At 41.9% G+C, this 15,407-nt stretch carries 15 protein-coding genes and 2 pseudogenes; 7 read left to right on the top strand and 10 right to left on the bottom strand.

The window, feature by feature from the left end; translation table 11 throughout:
• Positions 1-244: 244 nt before the first annotated feature.
• The 3 genes and pseudogenes from VL20_RS30895 to VL20_RS00165 all read left to right on the top strand — a co-directional run bounded on the left by VL20_RS30895 (position 245) and on the right by VL20_RS00165 (position 2,491).
• Positions 245-637, top strand: a complete 393-nt coding sequence (locus VL20_RS30895; RefSeq protein WP_052275236.1) for a hypothetical protein — start codon at positions 245-247, stop codon at positions 635-637.
• Positions 638-1,086: 449 nt separating this feature from the next.
• Positions 1,087-1,858 (top strand): annotated as a pseudogene (locus VL20_RS00160) (IS110-like element ISMae40 family transposase); the annotation flags it as partial.
• Positions 1,859-2,188: 330 nt separating this feature from the next.
• A complete protein-coding gene (locus tag VL20_RS00165; RefSeq protein WP_052275238.1) occupies positions 2,189-2,491 on the top strand; it encodes a hypothetical protein in 303 nt (100 codons plus the stop codon).
• A 678-nt stretch (positions 2,492-3,169) separates the two neighbouring features.
• Here VL20_RS00165 and VL20_RS00170 read toward each other — a convergent pair.
• The 8 genes and pseudogenes from VL20_RS00170 to VL20_RS00195 form a co-directional block, all read right to left on the bottom strand.
• The gene (locus tag VL20_RS00170) at positions 3,170-3,382 is read right to left on the bottom strand and encodes a hypothetical protein (protein ID WP_052275239.1); all 213 of its coding nucleotides are present in this window, start codon (positions 3,380-3,382) and stop codon (positions 3,170-3,172) included.
• On the bottom strand, positions 3,357-3,869 hold the full coding sequence (locus tag VL20_RS00175; RefSeq protein ID WP_128575104.1) for a transposase: 513 nt from the start codon (positions 3,867-3,869) through the stop codon (positions 3,357-3,359). The genes VL20_RS00170 and VL20_RS00175 overlap by 26 nt, the downstream gene beginning before the upstream one ends.
• Before the next feature lie 24 nt (positions 3,870-3,893).
• Positions 3,894-4,937: an IS630 family transposase gene (locus tag VL20_RS00180; RefSeq protein WP_052275240.1), complete on the bottom strand. Its 1,044-nt coding sequence runs from the start codon at positions 4,935-4,937 to the stop codon at positions 3,894-3,896.
• 297 nt (positions 4,938-5,234) lie between these two features.
• Positions 5,235-6,080 (bottom strand): IS5 family transposase, encoded by an 846-nt coding sequence (locus tag VL20_RS00185; protein WP_052275241.1) that lies wholly within the window; start codon positions 6,078-6,080, stop codon positions 5,235-5,237.
• Positions 6,081-6,101: 21 nt separating this feature from the next.
• On the bottom strand, positions 6,102-6,257 hold the full coding sequence (locus VL20_RS30900; RefSeq protein ID WP_158499303.1) for a hypothetical protein: 156 nt from the start codon (positions 6,255-6,257) through the stop codon (positions 6,102-6,104).
• 222 nt (positions 6,258-6,479) lie between these two features.
• The gene (locus VL20_RS32035; RefSeq protein ID WP_256378249.1) at positions 6,480-6,605 is read right to left on the bottom strand and encodes a hypothetical protein; all 126 of its coding nucleotides are present in this window, start codon (positions 6,603-6,605) and stop codon (positions 6,480-6,482) included.
• A gap of 303 nt (positions 6,606-6,908) precedes the next feature.
• A pseudogene (locus VL20_RS00190) lies at positions 6,909-8,073 on the bottom strand (ISAs1 family transposase).
• A 598-nt stretch (positions 8,074-8,671) separates the two neighbouring features.
• Complete coding sequence (locus tag VL20_RS00195) at positions 8,672-9,529, bottom strand: IS5-like element ISMae4 family transposase (RefSeq protein WP_052278332.1); 858 nt, start codon at positions 9,527-9,529, stop codon at positions 8,672-8,674.
• A gap of 174 nt (positions 9,530-9,703) precedes the next feature.
• Between VL20_RS00195 and VL20_RS00200 the strand changes: the two genes are divergently transcribed.
• A complete protein-coding gene (locus VL20_RS00200; RefSeq protein WP_249265016.1) occupies positions 9,704-10,672 on the top strand; it encodes an endonuclease/exonuclease/phosphatase family protein in 969 nt (322 codons plus the stop codon).
• Between the two features lie 184 nt (positions 10,673-10,856).
• Positions 10,857-11,702, top strand: coding sequence for an IS5 family transposase (locus tag VL20_RS00205; RefSeq protein ID WP_052275241.1), 846 nt, complete (start codon positions 10,857-10,859; stop codon positions 11,700-11,702).
• 442 nt (positions 11,703-12,144) lie between these two features.
• On the opposite strand, the gene VL20_RS00210 is transcribed toward VL20_RS00205, so the two are convergent.
• Together VL20_RS00210 and VL20_RS00215 are read right to left on the bottom strand one after the other, a co-directional pair.
• A complete protein-coding gene (locus VL20_RS00210) occupies positions 12,145-12,456 on the bottom strand; it encodes a HigA family addiction module antitoxin (RefSeq protein WP_052275243.1) in 312 nt (103 codons plus the stop codon).
• Positions 12,457-12,502: 46 nt separating this feature from the next.
• A complete protein-coding gene (locus tag VL20_RS00215; protein ID WP_002785804.1) occupies positions 12,503-12,781 on the bottom strand; it encodes a type II toxin-antitoxin system RelE/ParE family toxin in 279 nt (92 codons plus the stop codon).
• Between the two features lie 503 nt (positions 12,782-13,284).
• Between VL20_RS00215 and VL20_RS00225 the strand changes: the two genes are divergently transcribed.
• Positions 13,285-13,737 carry an HPP family protein gene (locus tag VL20_RS00225; RefSeq protein WP_260441228.1) on the top strand — a complete coding sequence of 151 codons (453 nt, stop codon included), beginning with the start codon at positions 13,285-13,287 and terminating at the stop codon, positions 13,735-13,737.
• A gap of 508 nt (positions 13,738-14,245) precedes the next feature.
• The gene (gene psbA / locus VL20_RS00230) at positions 14,246-15,328 is read left to right on the top strand and encodes a photosystem II q(b) protein (RefSeq protein ID WP_045358920.1); all 1,083 of its coding nucleotides are present in this window, start codon (positions 14,246-14,248) and stop codon (positions 15,326-15,328) included.
• Positions 15,329-15,407 lie beyond the last annotated feature (79 nt).

The following is a 15,407-nucleotide window of genomic DNA, read 5'->3' on the forward strand; positions in this document are numbered from 1 at the left end:
GACCTAAGATCACATTTTATTCTTTTTTCCACTTCAATCTAAGAATTGAGAAAAAAGCAAAACCCTCCATTATACCATAAAAAAATTGGCTCTTCTCGACTTTGTGTGATAATTTTTGCTTATGGAATTGTGAAATGCTTATCGGGCAAGACTTTTAGGGCTATTTTGACGAAGAAACCATCAGTATAGACCTCGTTTCCACACAGAAACCAGAAGAGCCAAAAATTATGCAAGAGGTCTATTGATGAAAACAAGTGTAATATACATAACGGCTGTATTAACTTTATTGGGACTAACTGTGTCTCGACCCGTAGAATCAACAGGAGGCTCTAAAGTAGAGTCTAACCCTAAAAAATTTAACTTAAGTGAGAACAAAGACTTTTTAATAGCTCAATCTGGTCGAGTATATAGGTGTATTAATCGAAGTAACGAAACCTATATAGTGCCAGCTATGACTGGTGCATATGCCACTCAAGGAGCAGGAGTTGGTATTTGTTTTATACCCGTGAAATCAGGAAGATGTATGGAAAAAACTGTTTTTCGTAAAGCTCTTGTACCTTGTCGTACAAGTACAGGGGATAGGAGATATTATTGGATCGCTGCTTTCGGTGGTGAGACACCTTTCATCATATATTAATTCAACTCACTTTCCGCACTTCTTAACATTCAATTGATAATTTTTAGTGATATATTGCCTAAAACCCATTGCCAGACTCGTAGGTTGGGTTGACGCAAGGAAACCCAACAACTTCCTGGAATATTTTCACAATTTTTGTTGGGTTTCGCCTTTTGAGCCGATGGGTAATACCGAAGCAATAATGATAGCTCAACCCAACCTTGTATCTTGAGAAGTAGGCAACCCGTCCCAACCTAGGTAAAAAATACCGCTTTGTAGCTTGGGTGCCTATATTCTGAAAAAGGGCGTGGACATCCAGTTCAACCGAGGTGCTTGACACCGTTGGGTAGCCACCGGAGCCACGCCGTCATCCCGAGGAGACAAGCTCGAACAATCGCCCTTAGGATTAACCTCGTCTTCGCAAGGACGAGTTACCAAAGGGACAAAATAACTTAACCCCAGCATAAACGATGACAGAAGAAAAAACATGGGTAGGGATCGATGTCAGTAAAGAGGTTCTAGATATCTACGTGTTGCCGCAAGGTCTGACCTTGCAACAACCCAACAGCGACGTTGGCGTTCAATCGCTGATTGAACAATTACATCCTCTCTCACCGAGTTTGGTGGTGGTGGAATCGACGGGTGGATTAGAGCGCGCACTCGTATCGGGCTTACAAGCCGCCACCATACCGGTAGCGATCGCCAACCCCCGCAAGGTCAAAGGGTTTGCGACGGCATTGGGGAAAGCAAAAACGGACAAATTGGACGCACAGGTAATCGCTCAATTCGCACGAGCCGTGCAACCCCAACCCCAACCCGTGGTTGCCCCCCAAGCCCAACAATTGAGCGACCTAGTACGACGACGACAGCAGTTGGTGGAGATGCAGGTGGCGGAGAAAAACCGCCTCAGTCGTGCGTCTGAGACGGTGCAACTAGATATCAAAGCCCATATTGAGGAAATCCAACAGCGTATTGAAAGCCTCAACGAGCAGATTCAGTCCCTCGCCCAACAGCAAGCCGATTGGCAAGGCAAAAATGAAATCTTACAATCCGTTAAAGGGATCGGCAAAGTTTCATCTGCCCTATGTTTGGCGGAATTACCCGAGATGGGAACACTCTGGCGAAAAACAGATTGCCCGGCTGGTCGGGGTCGCTCCTATCAACCACGATAGTGGCCAGCACAAGGGTAAACGCATGATTTCGGGGGGACGCACCTCGGTTCGCTGTGGCTTGTACATGGCCTTCAAGGGGTGACAAGGCGACTAAAAGGCTTGCTGGATAAGGCGCATAGCCGTTAGACCCCTAGAAAAATCGGGGTGTTTTCCTGGCTTGAGGCGGATCAAAGAAAAGGCGAGTTCCGAGTACGCGTCCATCGACTCGATCCAGAAGCTCCCATAAGTAAGTAGTCGTGCAAAATTAATTTCCTAGTGAAGATAGGCAAGAGGCAAGGGGCAAGAGGCAAGAGGTGGTTAGCTGACTGACGGACACAAGTGGGTCAAAACCTGACAAGACAAGGGTTGCCAAAAAGAAAAATATCTGGGTAGATAGGGAAAAAGCAAGAATCCCTACAAGATGAAAACCGAGAACAGAATCTTCTCCCAAGTTTATTCCTATCTAGAACAAGGAAGCCGATTTGTGGATAAAAGACATTTAACCGTCCTCAGTTGGATGGTGACAGCCCTACTCAGTAGTCAAAGTCTCAATCAAGCCAGATGGGAACCCTTTGTACAAAGCAGAGCCGAACAAGCCAATAGTTATCAGAGACGGTGGAATCGCTTTTGCCAGAATGGAAGAGTAGCGGTGGAAAAGATATACATCCCCTTAATATTGAAAGCCATCGAGACTTGGAAGGAGAAGGGGGAAAGACCTGACTGACGGACACATTTTTCAATACAAAGACAAGTACTGTTATGTGAAAGCCTCAAACTCCTGAATAAAAGAAAAGGTAATTTTGCCATAATAATCCTGACGAGCTTTGCGAGAAGCAAAACAGGGAAAAGGGTCAACAGAAAATAAGTGGTCAAGTCGCAAGAAGGGACGCGCCTTATGAACAACTCCCGCCAGCCAACGTCAACCAATTTTCAAATAACTCAAACCACGCCGAAAATGAGCATCAACCTGACGGCGAGAGCCAGATTGTTGAACCGCCATGCCCTGACTGACGGACACATTTTTCAATACAAAGACAAGTACTGTTATGTGAAAGCCTCAAACTCCTGAATAAAAGAAAAGGGGTTCTTCGTTACTTGGTATGGTTCGATAGGGGGGCATAAATCGACTAAATCCTTATCTGACAAGAGACTTAATTGATTAGTTCGCTCTAGAGCAAAAACAATTGACAAAAATCGCTAAATGCCTTTCTATATAAAGGTTCCATCCCTTATAACCCCCGTCCATTGCATAACACAAACCGAAGAACCAGAAAAGGTAATTTTGCCATAATAATCCTGACGAGCTTTGCGAGAAGAGCCAACAGGGAAAAGGGTCAACAGAAAATAAGTGGTCAAGTCGCAAGAAGGGACGCGCCTTATGAACAACTCCCGCCAGCCAACGTCAACCAATTTTCAAATAACTCAAACCACGCCGAAAATGAGCATCAACCTGACGGCGAGAGCCAGATTGTTGAACCGCCATGCCAGTTAAAGTAGCAAAGAGAATAGAAATGGCAACAATGAGATAGAGACGTTCTAAACAAGCAGCAGAGCGAACACGAGAATGTTCCCAGTCAAAAACGCCCGATTTACTGCCCTTGAAAGAGATGTTCAATGGGAAAACGAAGACCATACTGCCAGAAGGTGTCAAGGGTAGGAGGTTCATCGCTCAGAATTGCCCAATTATCCTTAACCCCTGGAACAGAGGCTAAAGCAAGATGAGCAGTGATTCTAGCCTCCTGCCAGACTTGAACGTTGCGATCAAAGCAGGCTTGCCGTTTGGGAGGATAGAGTTCTCTGACCTCATAGCCAAAACCCCGACGGCGAACACCGTAAATGAGGGTATCGCAAGGTAAGCGAAGACACCAATGCCAAGTATTTTTCCTGAGCCATTGAATTAATTGCTGATTGGCAAAGCCTCGGTCGGCTAACAGCATGACATTCTCAAAGCCCTGAAGATAGCCTTTGGCTCTGTCCAACAAGGGTTCGTATTTCTCAAAAGCTAGGCTGGCACTACCATGTTCTAATCCCATCCACATCAAGGGGACGGCTCTCCCCCCGCAGACCACCGCTAGATAGACAAAGCAGTATTGATTCCACAACAGAGTGGTATCTATTGCTATACTTTAGACGTTCATAATCTGAGATTTATTAAACTTCTGAAATCGTAGAGTCAGCAAGGAATCCAGTTCTTTTTTATGTTTCAGATGGGCATCATTCAGACATTCATAAATAGCTGAAGAAAAGTCAGAAAAGTTCTCATAATATTTACCATATAAACATTTCTTTTTGACCAATTTCCACAGCCTTTCAATTAAATTTAGATTAGGTGAATAAGACGGCAGATAGAGCAGCTCTATTGACAAAGAAAGAGCCAATTCTTCAACAATTTTACATTTTTGATAGCGGGCATTATCTAAGACTAGAGTGATGGGAATCATTAGTCCTAAAGCAGCTATTTTTGAGCGGAGTTCACAGACTTGAGTTGCCGTAATATAAGTTTCATATGTTACCAGAATAACTTCATGAGTTATTGCATTTAATGCTCCTAAAACATTGAAGCGTTTACGCCCGCTCGGTGACTTAACAAAAAGTCTCTCAAAACACCAAACAAAACCGAGAAATGCTCCCATGACGAAGTGAGCGGCATCAACAAAAAAAACAGCCCTTTTTCCTTCTTTTGCCTCATTTAGTCTGGGTTCTAGCTTTTTTTCTTTGTAGTCCTCTTGTTCATCTGGGTCAGCTTTAGAAGGAAGAGAACCTACTTTTAAACATTTCATTCCCATTGATTTTAAAAATTTTCTCACTTGGGTAGGACTTCGTTTTATTCCCGTCAATTCTTCTATCCTATATACAGCTTCATTTATTGTGGCTGGTGGATTTTTCTCGAAGTATTTTTTGAGGGTTTCTTTTTGAAACTCTAATTCACTTTTAGGGCGATAGAAGTTGATTTCTTTTAATTTTTCTATTCCGCCCTCTTGCTCATCTCGAAGATAGGTTAATAAGGTATTTGGCGAGATTCCTGCTAACTGACAAATTTTTTGGTGCGGTATCTTTTGGCTTTTTAACCAGAGAACTTCCATCTTCAGTTGAACCCGGGGATGGGGATGATGAAATCTTTCATAATACAGTGAGTTCTTTTCTTCTTCCGTGAATTCTAGGTTAATCATGTTTTTAATGAGTGCTTTGCTTCTAATTATGACTCTTAAACTATATTATTGTCCTTGAGTAAAAAATGCAAGTTGTAGCCGTGCAAAGTATAGATACAGTCTTTCCCCCTTCTCCTTCCAAGTCTCGATGGCTTTCAATATTAAGGGGATGTATATCTTTTCCACCGCTACTCTTCCATTCTGGCAAAAGCGATTCCACCGTCTCTGATAACTATTGGCTTGTTCGGCTCTGCTTTGTACAAAGGGTTCCCATCTGGCTTGATTGAGACTTTGACTACTAGACCTCCTGCAAAAGTCTTATTCAGCTACTTGATGATAGCCTAAAGCAAGTTCATAGTTGTAAATGCCAGCGATTAAATTAAATCTCAGACCAAAACGCCGTCTCCGATTCCTATATCTTGATGATAAAATTCTAAATATCTTCAGACTTCTGTGAATATGTTCGATAATAATTCTTTCTCTTGATAACTGGCGATTAAATTCTTTCTCTTCTGAACTTAATTCTTGATTTTTCTTCTTTTTGTCAGGAATCCTACTATTTTCATGCTGTTTTTGGATTCCTTGATAGCCCTTATCTGCTAAACATTCAATACTTTTATCTATCCCAATTTGACTATTTTTCCAAAGGTTAAAGTCATGTATTCTTCCCTTTCCATGAGCGGTACAGATTATCATTCCTGTTTTTTGAGCCGCAAGAACTTGAGATTTTATTGTATGATAGCCCTGTTTCCCGCTATAGTAATCTTTCTGCTTCTTTTGAGGTCTTTCTATCTCATGCTCTGCTACATCTACTACCACTACCTCTAGGTCACTATTGGCTTGTTGAACTGTCTTTTTACCTGGCAGATTAAATAATCCTGATTTCATGAGAATACCTTCTACCCTTCTAGTGATTCGTAGGGCTGTTGTCTCATTAATCTCCCAGTTAATTGCGAGATGGAAATAAGTCCTATATTCCCGCAAATACTCTAAGGTCATCAAGATTTGGTCTTCTAAACTTAATTTACTTGGTCTTCCCGATTTTTTTTGCAGAACTTTTTCGGCGGCCAGAACTTTCACCATATCCTTAAATGTTTCAGGATATACTCCACAAAAGCGTTTAAACTCTTCTGGATTCAAATTTTTTACTTTTTCGTAAGTCATTGTTTTTCTGAGTGTTTTACTTTATTTTACATAATCAGTTCCTATTTTTGCAGGAGGTCTACTGAGTAGGGCTGTCACCATCCAACTGAGGACGGTTAAATGTCTTTTATCCACAAATCGGCTTCCTTGTTCTAGATAGGAATAAACTTGGGAGAAGATTCTGTTCTCGGTTTTCATCTTGTAGGGATTCTTGCTTTTTCCCTATCTACCCAGATATTTTTCTTTTTGGCAACCCTTGTCTTGTCAGGTTTTGACCCACTTGTGTCCGTCAGTCAGACTTGAATCTTTTCCCAAAAGCTCTGAATATTCGACGCTAAGTGCTCATGTACCCTTCTTCTATCGAACTCATGATGGAGCAGATAATGAACTAAACAGTATTATGCCCATTCGAGTTCCATCTCAAATTGCCAAAAGAATTTTAGGCAAATTATAAGTGCGATCGCTATTGCCGTAGCCGTAGGGTGCGTTCCCTAAGGTCAGTCCTACTACTGCACCGATAGATTTTGGGGAACGCACCTTACTCATTCATTGAAGTTGATAAGTCTAGGTAATCTAATATCCTCTGCCAGATTAGCACTTAATTGGGGATAGATCATCAGGGTAATCGCGCGTTGACCGAGCCCTTGAATTCCGAGAAGTTAGTCTAAATTTTGGCGTTTGTTCCGATTCTATCCGAGTAATTTTCCGAAATTTAGGGGGTTTCTAATCCTCGAAAACCGATGAACTCAGAAGGAACTTTATCTACTGGGTTCTTTCATTCCAGACTGGATTGGTCGCAACGCGCTCGCTGCGCGAGAACGCTCACAAGTCTAATTGACACCTCCTTTTTCAGTCAACCGCACTGGCCTCCAAGATTTTTACCATGAAATTATCATCCATGCTCGCCCTATAACGTTTCATTTTCAGACTCATTTTCGAGGGCTCCTGCTTCAACAAATTCACACTTAAACGGCGCAACAGACCTAGGTTTTCCGCTCCATGCCCCAGACGAACCCGACTGGCATCTTCATTAAAGGTAACATCGAGTACCCAATGGAGACTATTTTCAATACTCCAATGTCCGCGAATCACCTCGGCGTGTTTTTGGGCATCCGCTGCTAAACTACTGATGAAGAAGCGAATTTCTGTCGTAGTTTTATTCCATAATTGGCGGACACTGCGAACCATGACTACGGTGGTTAGGCCAGGCCACAGACTCTGCCGATGCAGGGGCGGTAATTGGGACACCGGCACCACCCAAATTTGACGGGTTTCGATCCGGTGATGCCCCGACTCCACCTTTTCGTGGTAGCTGTATTCAATCCCTTGCCAATCCCCGGCTATAGCTTGGTCAAACCAGCCTTCTACTTGTTGAAAGAGCTTGCCCTGATTGCCTTTGAGGGCTAAGACGTCATCTCCGCCCCCAGACTTGATTTGTTGGGCAATTTCCGTCTGGGTTCCCATGGCATCCAAAGTGACTATCGCTCCCTTGAGATTGAGCAATTGCACTTCTGAGCGGCACGGCGGTAATTTCATTGGATTTACTGTCCACTTTTTCTTGGGCTAAGACTAACCCATGTTCGCTACTCCAAGCACTTACTGTGTGCAAAGCCTTTAGTTTCTTTTCACGGTCATAGGAACCCTTGGCGGTTTTCCCATCTATGTGGATTAGTTCTAGGTTCAATTTTTCGGTGATTTCCCCGATCCACCCTAGGAATCCCGACCTTAATTGCTCGGGTTCTAGCATTCCTAAGACTCGACCCAAGGTGTCGTGGGAAGGTATCCCATTGGGTAATTCCAAAAAGGTTTTCAACCAGGATTGTTTGGCTTTTCCGTAGGCTTCTATGGCGACAAACCCGTCGGCACCCGCTAAGACCGCCAAAATGGCTAGGGCAATTAGGGATACCAGGCTGTGATTGCGTCCCCTGTCCGCTCTGGGGTCTTCTAGGTGCTGAAAATGTTTCAAGACACTCTTTCTTAAAAGTTTTGCCTCTCGCTCTTGCTTGGGGTTCAAGACTAGGGGACCAAATCCTTCTGCCATACTCAACCACTAAAATACAGGATTTTTCACTTCCTCTCAGATTAACTCAGGCCAGTTCGTCGTCACCAAATTAACAGTTAGGGATTTTTGTCTGTTACCATCTATACAAAACGACGCGCGATTACCCTGGATAGATCATCTATTTCTTACATTAGTATGATCGCTGCTCTGGTAGTGGTGGAGGGTTCATAAAAAAATGTGCTAATCGGCATAACAGACTTATTGTCGTGTTATTGGGAAAGTTTCTTGCGATCGCTCTATTTGAGAGTAATATAGAGAAAGATTTTTTTTAAAATGTGTATTGGGGGTGATGTGTGGAAAGTTTTCGTATAATAGAACTCTTGCAAATTAATTATATGTTATAATGATGGGTTAACTAATTTTCCCCAAAAAATTAGTTAACCAGTACATTAGTCCTGAATGAAAACTTGAAGTTTAACTTTTAACTCAAAACTCTTTAGATATGCTTTAATTTGGTTATCAAAACCTCTTTATTTAAGCAGCACAAACTATCTCAATTTTTATAATTGAGAATAAATTCTCCTTGACTTGATTAATCTTTAGGCAACTTTTAAGAAGCTGCTATACCTATCCCTAACTCACAGTTATAAATAGCCGCCAACAAGTTAACTCTTAAACTATATCTTCGACGACGATTCCGATATTTACAGGATAAGATTTTAAAGGTTTTGAGTTTCCTATTTATATGTTCAATGATAATCCTTTCTTTGGCTAAAGCCTTGTTATACTCTTTTTCTAACTCTGTTAATTTTCTATTTTTCGATTTCTTTTTCGGTGTATAACTATTACTATGGTATGCAGCTATTCCCTGATAACCACTGTCTTCTATGCTGGTAGTTAAAGGATGAAAACGAACTCGACTTTTTTTAAATAAACTAAAATCATGACCTCTACCTTTCCCACAAAAGACACAGATAATTTCCTCGGTATTTTGATCAGCTACTAATTGGGATTTTAAAGTATGATAACCTCTTTTACCCCCCAAAAAATCTTTCTGTTTCTTTTTGGGGCGTTCAATGGGAGTTTCCGTTACATCCATTACCGTTACGACCGGTATCTCTGCTTGATTGAGTAAAGCTTTTTTTCCTTTTAAACGGAAGTTTCCCGATTGTAAAAGCATTTTTTCCGTCTTATTTACAATCCGACATATAGTTGATTCTGATAGTTCCCAGCTTGTACCAATGTGAAAATATGTTCTATATTCTCGCCAATATTCTAACGTTACTAAAACTTGTTCTTCTATAGATAGTTTAGGTTTCGGTCCCCTTTTAGATGGTGAATTAGAGTCGGCTTCAACACTTTTTACTGATTCTACCATCTTTCTATATGTTTGTTTATACACACCGAAACGGCGTTTGAATTGTTCATCTGATAAGTTTTGATAATCCATAATTTTGCTAATAAACATAGCAAAATTATAGATGATTTCCTGACCTAAGATCACATTTTATTCTTTTTTCCACTTCAATCTAAGAATTGAGAAAAAAGCAAAACCTTATATTATACCATAAAAAAATTATGCAAGAGGTCTAATATCTGGTTAGTCCCCGGTGACAAAGTCATTGGATTTTCAATAGATGTTATGCTGACCAGTATTTTGCTGTGGTCGATCGCACTTAGCCTGTTGCTAATCAGCTTCACACCTGGAGTATGGTATAAGCTATGGTTTTTTGAGATTTTGGGGACAGGCTATCTTTGGTTTGCGGGCTTGACTTTGATCTTGCTGTTGGCTCTGTTTTTACCCAGGTTCCGCCCTTCGCGCTGGAAATTGATGATCACGTTAGCTGTCGGACTGGGGTTTTATGCCAGCACAATTGGTACCTGGTATGTTCCGAGGTTGCGAGATGCTAGAACTGGTGGTTTCCCATTGACTGTAATGACCTACAACGTCAACTACCAACTATGGGAGACCAGTGCCGTGACTGACCTGGTTCGGGCAAATCCCGTAGATGTATTCGGGTTAGTTGAACCGTTCAAGGAGCAGGCAGCAGAGCTACTAGACAATGTGCAGGATCTTTATCCTTACTATTACCGCGCAACGGGAGGCGGACTGAGTTTATTTAGCCGCTATCCCATTACAGAAGCAACGACTGACAACTTGGGAACCCGCCACCATAGCCTATTCGCAAGCGTTAATGTGACAGGACACCCCATTCGGGTTGTTGTTGCCCATCCCCTTGCCCCTATATCTATGCCTAACTTTATCAATCGTAACCAGGCGATGGTGGCCCTGGCAGCCTATGCAGCACAGCAGTCAATCACTACCGTAATAATGGGTGACTTTAACCTCACCTCCTGGTCGATTTATTTTCGCAACTTTATCATTAACTCAGGATTACGCAGTGTCAATCTAGGGCATGGACTAAATCCAACCTGGTTTTATACTGACGAAGCGCGATCGCTATCCCATCTCGATCATTGGAAACAAGCTCTAAAAATTCCCATTGACCACATTTTCGTCAGCCAAAATGTCAGGGTTGATCAGGTCATCACACTGCCTTCAGGTGTATCTGATCATCGTCCAGTGATTGCAAAACTACGCGTGATGTAGCTTGTTTTAGCTCAGGTTCATAGCGATCGCAATACGGGGCAATGCGATCGTTATCGCCGTAGGGTGCGTTCCCTAAGGTCAGTCCTACCACTCCACCGATCGATTTTGGGGAACGCACCTTACTAGACCTCCTGCAAAAATAGGAACTGATTATGTAAAATAAAGTAAAACACTCAGAAAAACAATGACTTACGAAAAAGTAAAAAATTTGAATCCAGAAGAGTTTAAACGCTTTTGTGGAGTATATCCTGAAACATTTAAGGATATGGTGAAAGTTCTGGCCGCCGAAAAAGTTCTGCAAAAAAAATCGGGAAGACCAAGTAAATTAAGTTTAGAAGACCAAATCTTGATGACCTTAGAGTATTTGCGGGAATATAGGACTTATTTCCATCTCGCAATTAACTGGGAGATTAATGAGACAACAGCCCTACGAATCACTAGAAGGGTAGAAGGTATTCTCATGAAATCAGGATTATTTAATCTGCCAGGTAAAAAGACAGTTCAACAAGCCAATAGTGACCTAGAGGTAGTGGTAGTAGATGTAGCAGAGCATGAGATAGAAAGACCTCAAAAGAAGCAGAAAGATTACTATAGCGGGAAACAGGGCTATCATACAATAAAATCTCAAGTTCTTGCGGCTCAAAAAACAGGAATGATAATCTGTACCGCTCATGGAAAGGGAAGAATACATGACTTTAACCTTTGGAAAAATAGTCAAATTGGGATAGATAAAAGTATTGAATGTTTAGCAGATAAGGGCTATCAAGGAATCCAAAAACAGCATGAAAATAGTAGGATTCCTGACAAAAAGAAGAAAAATCAAGAATTAAGTTCAGAAGAGAAAGAATTTAATCGCCAGTTATCAAGAGAAAGAATTATTATCGAACATATTCACAGAAGTCTGAAGATATTTAGAATTTTATCATCAAGATATAGGAATCGGAGACGGCGTTTTGGTCTGAGATTTAATTTAATCGCTGGCATTTACAACTATGAACTTGCTTTAGGCTATCATCAAGTAGCTGAATAAGACTTTTGCAGGAGGTCTATTCATTCATTGAAGTTGATAAGTCTAGGTAATCTAATATCCTCTGCCAGATTAGCACTTAATTGGGGATAGATCATCTACTTCTTACATTAGTATGATCGCTGCTCTGGTAGTGGTGGAGGGTTCATAAAAAAATGTGCTAATCGGCATAACAGACTTATTGTCGTGTTATTGGGAAAGTTTCTTGCGATCGCTATATTTGAGAGTAATATAGGAAAAGATTCTGAAAAAAATGCTTATTTGGCGTGATATATGGAAATTTTCTGGATAATATCTAGTTAGGCTGCTTAAATTTTTGGTGAGATAGTATTTTAAGTTTATCTGTCAAATCTTCAGCAGAATGCTATATGAACTCTTATCTCGACAGGTAAGAGTTCATATCACAATTTAAACTTAGCTAACAAGCCAGGATAGATGTATCCCGTTATGCTATCGTTGGCAATTTTTTATATTCTTCCTTATGCTTTTGTATCGCATCCCAGATGTCAACCTTTTGCTGAAGGTTGAGCCAAAGTTGAGGACCATTCCCTAAGGTTTGCCCAATACGAATTGCCATGTCCACCGTGATTGATCTTCGACCTTTAATAATTTCATTAACAGTGCGCCGAGACACACCGAGAAGCTCAGCAAAGGTTGTTTGAGTCATTTCAAGATCTTCAAGCACATCTGAAATGACCTCTCCAGGATGTACTGGTCTTATTTGCCTCCCATTAATAATGTCTTGTAAGTCTTTCATAAATTATTTTCCTGCTTGAATCAAAACTCTTTGTTTTTCGTTATAGTCAGTGATAATCTTCAAGGTTTAAATCGTAGGCATCATTATTGATAAATGTGAAAGTAATACGCCAGTTACCTGATACCTTTATTGACCAAGTTTCTCTTCTATCCCCTTTAAGCTGGTGTAAATCATAACCCGGTATTTTAAGGTCATCTATAGCTGTTGCAGAATCTATCACTTCAAGTCTTCTCCTTATTCTTTTTTCTAAATCTTTGGGTACACCTTTTGCATTACCTTCTTTTAATAATCTTTCTAATGCCTTATTTCTAAAAGTTTGTATCATTCAATGGATTTCTCCTATATTTGATATTAAATCTTCGTCTATAAAAGTTTAATGAGAGTTTAATCTTATACATAAATATATTTTTTGTAACTTTGTAGGTTACAACTCTACTGTAATGTGGAAGGTTACAAATGTCAAGGCTCAAACTACTATGAAAGCAAAAGGGGTTCTAACAAAAGGGGTTCTAGCAAATGCGGCTCTCTTCGGTTTGGTGGGTAAAATGTATTCTAAGATACAGTCTTGCGGGCGAGCGAGTGGAAGGAACCACAGAGACACAGAGGACACAAAGATCGATCACTACTATATAAGTTAAACTGACCACACAAAGAATAAGAGAGCCTCTAGGCTTTGCAAGGAATCAAAAAGCTTGGAACCTAATTTTTGCTGCTATAGATGCCTCTGAATGAACATCATAATCAAAAAATCTGTAAATTTGAATACTTTTTCAAAGTTTCTTGAGGAAGTCATGATATTCTAACTTCAGTAACAATTATTACCATTTTATGCTCTCCTACAAAAAGATTCGATCGATGTGGGAAAACTATTGGTTCAAAATCTTCCACCGATGGCGCTCCTGCTCTTTAGCCTGTCCAGTCGAGAAGCCTCATCATCGACACGTTTTTTGGAGTTGGTTCGGCAGTTTTATGGCAATCTCGATTTGTGCTTACCTGACGATGGAAACGAATTCGCCCTTGCTGATGGCTCCGTTTGGTGCCACCAGTGTTTTGATTTTCGGCGCTCCCGATAGCCCATTGGCGCAACCGCGTAATGTCATCGGCGGGAATGTCTTAGGGGCGCTTGTCAGTCTAACACTTCTGCATTTTTTCGGGGCTTCACCTCTAGTCGTTGGCATGGCAGTATCGCTAACGATAGGCATTACGCAACTTACCGGAACGTTGCATCCTCCCGCAGGTGCTGTTGCCTTAGTTGTGATGTTGACATCCTCGCCGCCCTAAAAGTGCGGCGATTCCTAAACCTCACGATTTAAGTTTCTGCTTCCACCACCGTCGCATACCACAGTTAAAAAACCATGTACTGTCTTACACAGAGTCCACAGACTTTCGCCCCATTTCAGAAGCCCGATTCCCGGTGTCCCACGGTACGTTGACCGCCTATAGCTTCTTGTACTTGTTGCGCGCGACTTTTTACCCGGCCAAGCTTTTCTGGTCGGAACCCCCTAAGCCGAGTTTTCAAGGTGCTGCGCCGTCCACTTGGTTTTCGAGACTGGCCTTTTAATTCTAACGTAAAGCCAACCTAGAACGGCGGGGTTTCAGACCCAAAATTTCCGATGAGTTTATTGTCGGCAAATCGATCGCTTCGACCAACTAACCGAACATAAGCCCACCTTATCATTCCGACAAGAAATACTTTTGTCAAACCCCTTTACAAACCGTTACAAACTCTCTAAGATAGAAACATCATCAATCAATCGTACCTCGATAACTTAATAGGAATCATAAACCAATGACCACCACTCTACAACAGCGCGAGAGCGCTTCCCTGTGGGAGCAGTTCTGCCAGTGGATTACCAGCACCAACAACCGTTTATACATCGGTTGGTTCGGTGTCATCATGATCCCCACCCTGCTCACCGCCACCACCTGCTTCATCATCGCCTTTATCGCCGCTCCTCCTGTAGATATCGACGGTATTCGCGAGCCTGTAGCTGGTTCCCTACTCTACGGAAACAACATCATCTCTGGTGCAGTTGTTCCCTCTTCTAACGCAATTGGACTCCACTTCTACCCCATCTGGGAAGCAGCTTCCTTAGATGAGTGGTTATACAACGGTGGTCCCTACCAGTTAGTCATTTTCCACTTCTTACTAGGTGTCTTCTGCTACCTCGGTCGTCAGTGGGAACTGTCTTTCCGTTTAGGAATGCGTCCTTGGATTTGTGTAGCTTACTCTGCACCTGTATCCGCCGCAACTGCTGTATTCTTAATCTATCCCATCGGACAAGGTTCCTTCTCTGATGGTATGCCTTTAGGAATCTCTGGAACCTTCAACTTTATGTTTGTGTTCCAAGCAGAACATAACATTCTGATGCACCCCTTCCATATGTTAGGTGTTGCTGGTGTGTTCGGCGGTTCCTTGTTCAGTGCAATGCACGGTTCCCTAGTAACTTCTTCTTTAGTGCGTGAAACCACTGAAATCGAATCTCAGAACTACGGTTACAAATTCGGTCAAGAAGAAGAAACCTACAATATCGTTGCCGCTCACGGTTACTTCGGACGTTTAATCTTCCAATACGCTTCTTTCAACAACAGCCGCTCTCTGCACTTCTTCTTAGGTGCATGGCCGGTAATCGGTATCTGGTTTACGGCAATGGGTGTTAGCACCATGGCGTTTAACCTCAACGGTTTCAACTTCAACCAGTCGATTCTCGATTCTCAAGGTCGTGTAATCGGTACTTGGGCCGATGTGTTAAACCGCGCTGGTATCGGTATGGAAGTAATGCACGAGCGCAATGCACATAACTTCCCCTTAGACTTAGCTAGTGGTGAACAGGCTCCCGTAGCTCTGACCGCTCCTGCTATCAATGGTTAATTCCTAGTCTGAACGAAAAGGCACTCCCGCGAGGGGGTGCTTTTTTGTTGTTAGAATTGGGGAACAATGAAAAACGCTG

The sequence above is a fragment of the Microcystis panniformis FACHB-1757 genome, from assembly GCF_001264245.1.
GTDB lineage: Bacteria > Cyanobacteriota > Cyanobacteriia > Cyanobacteriales > Microcystaceae > Microcystis > Microcystis panniformis.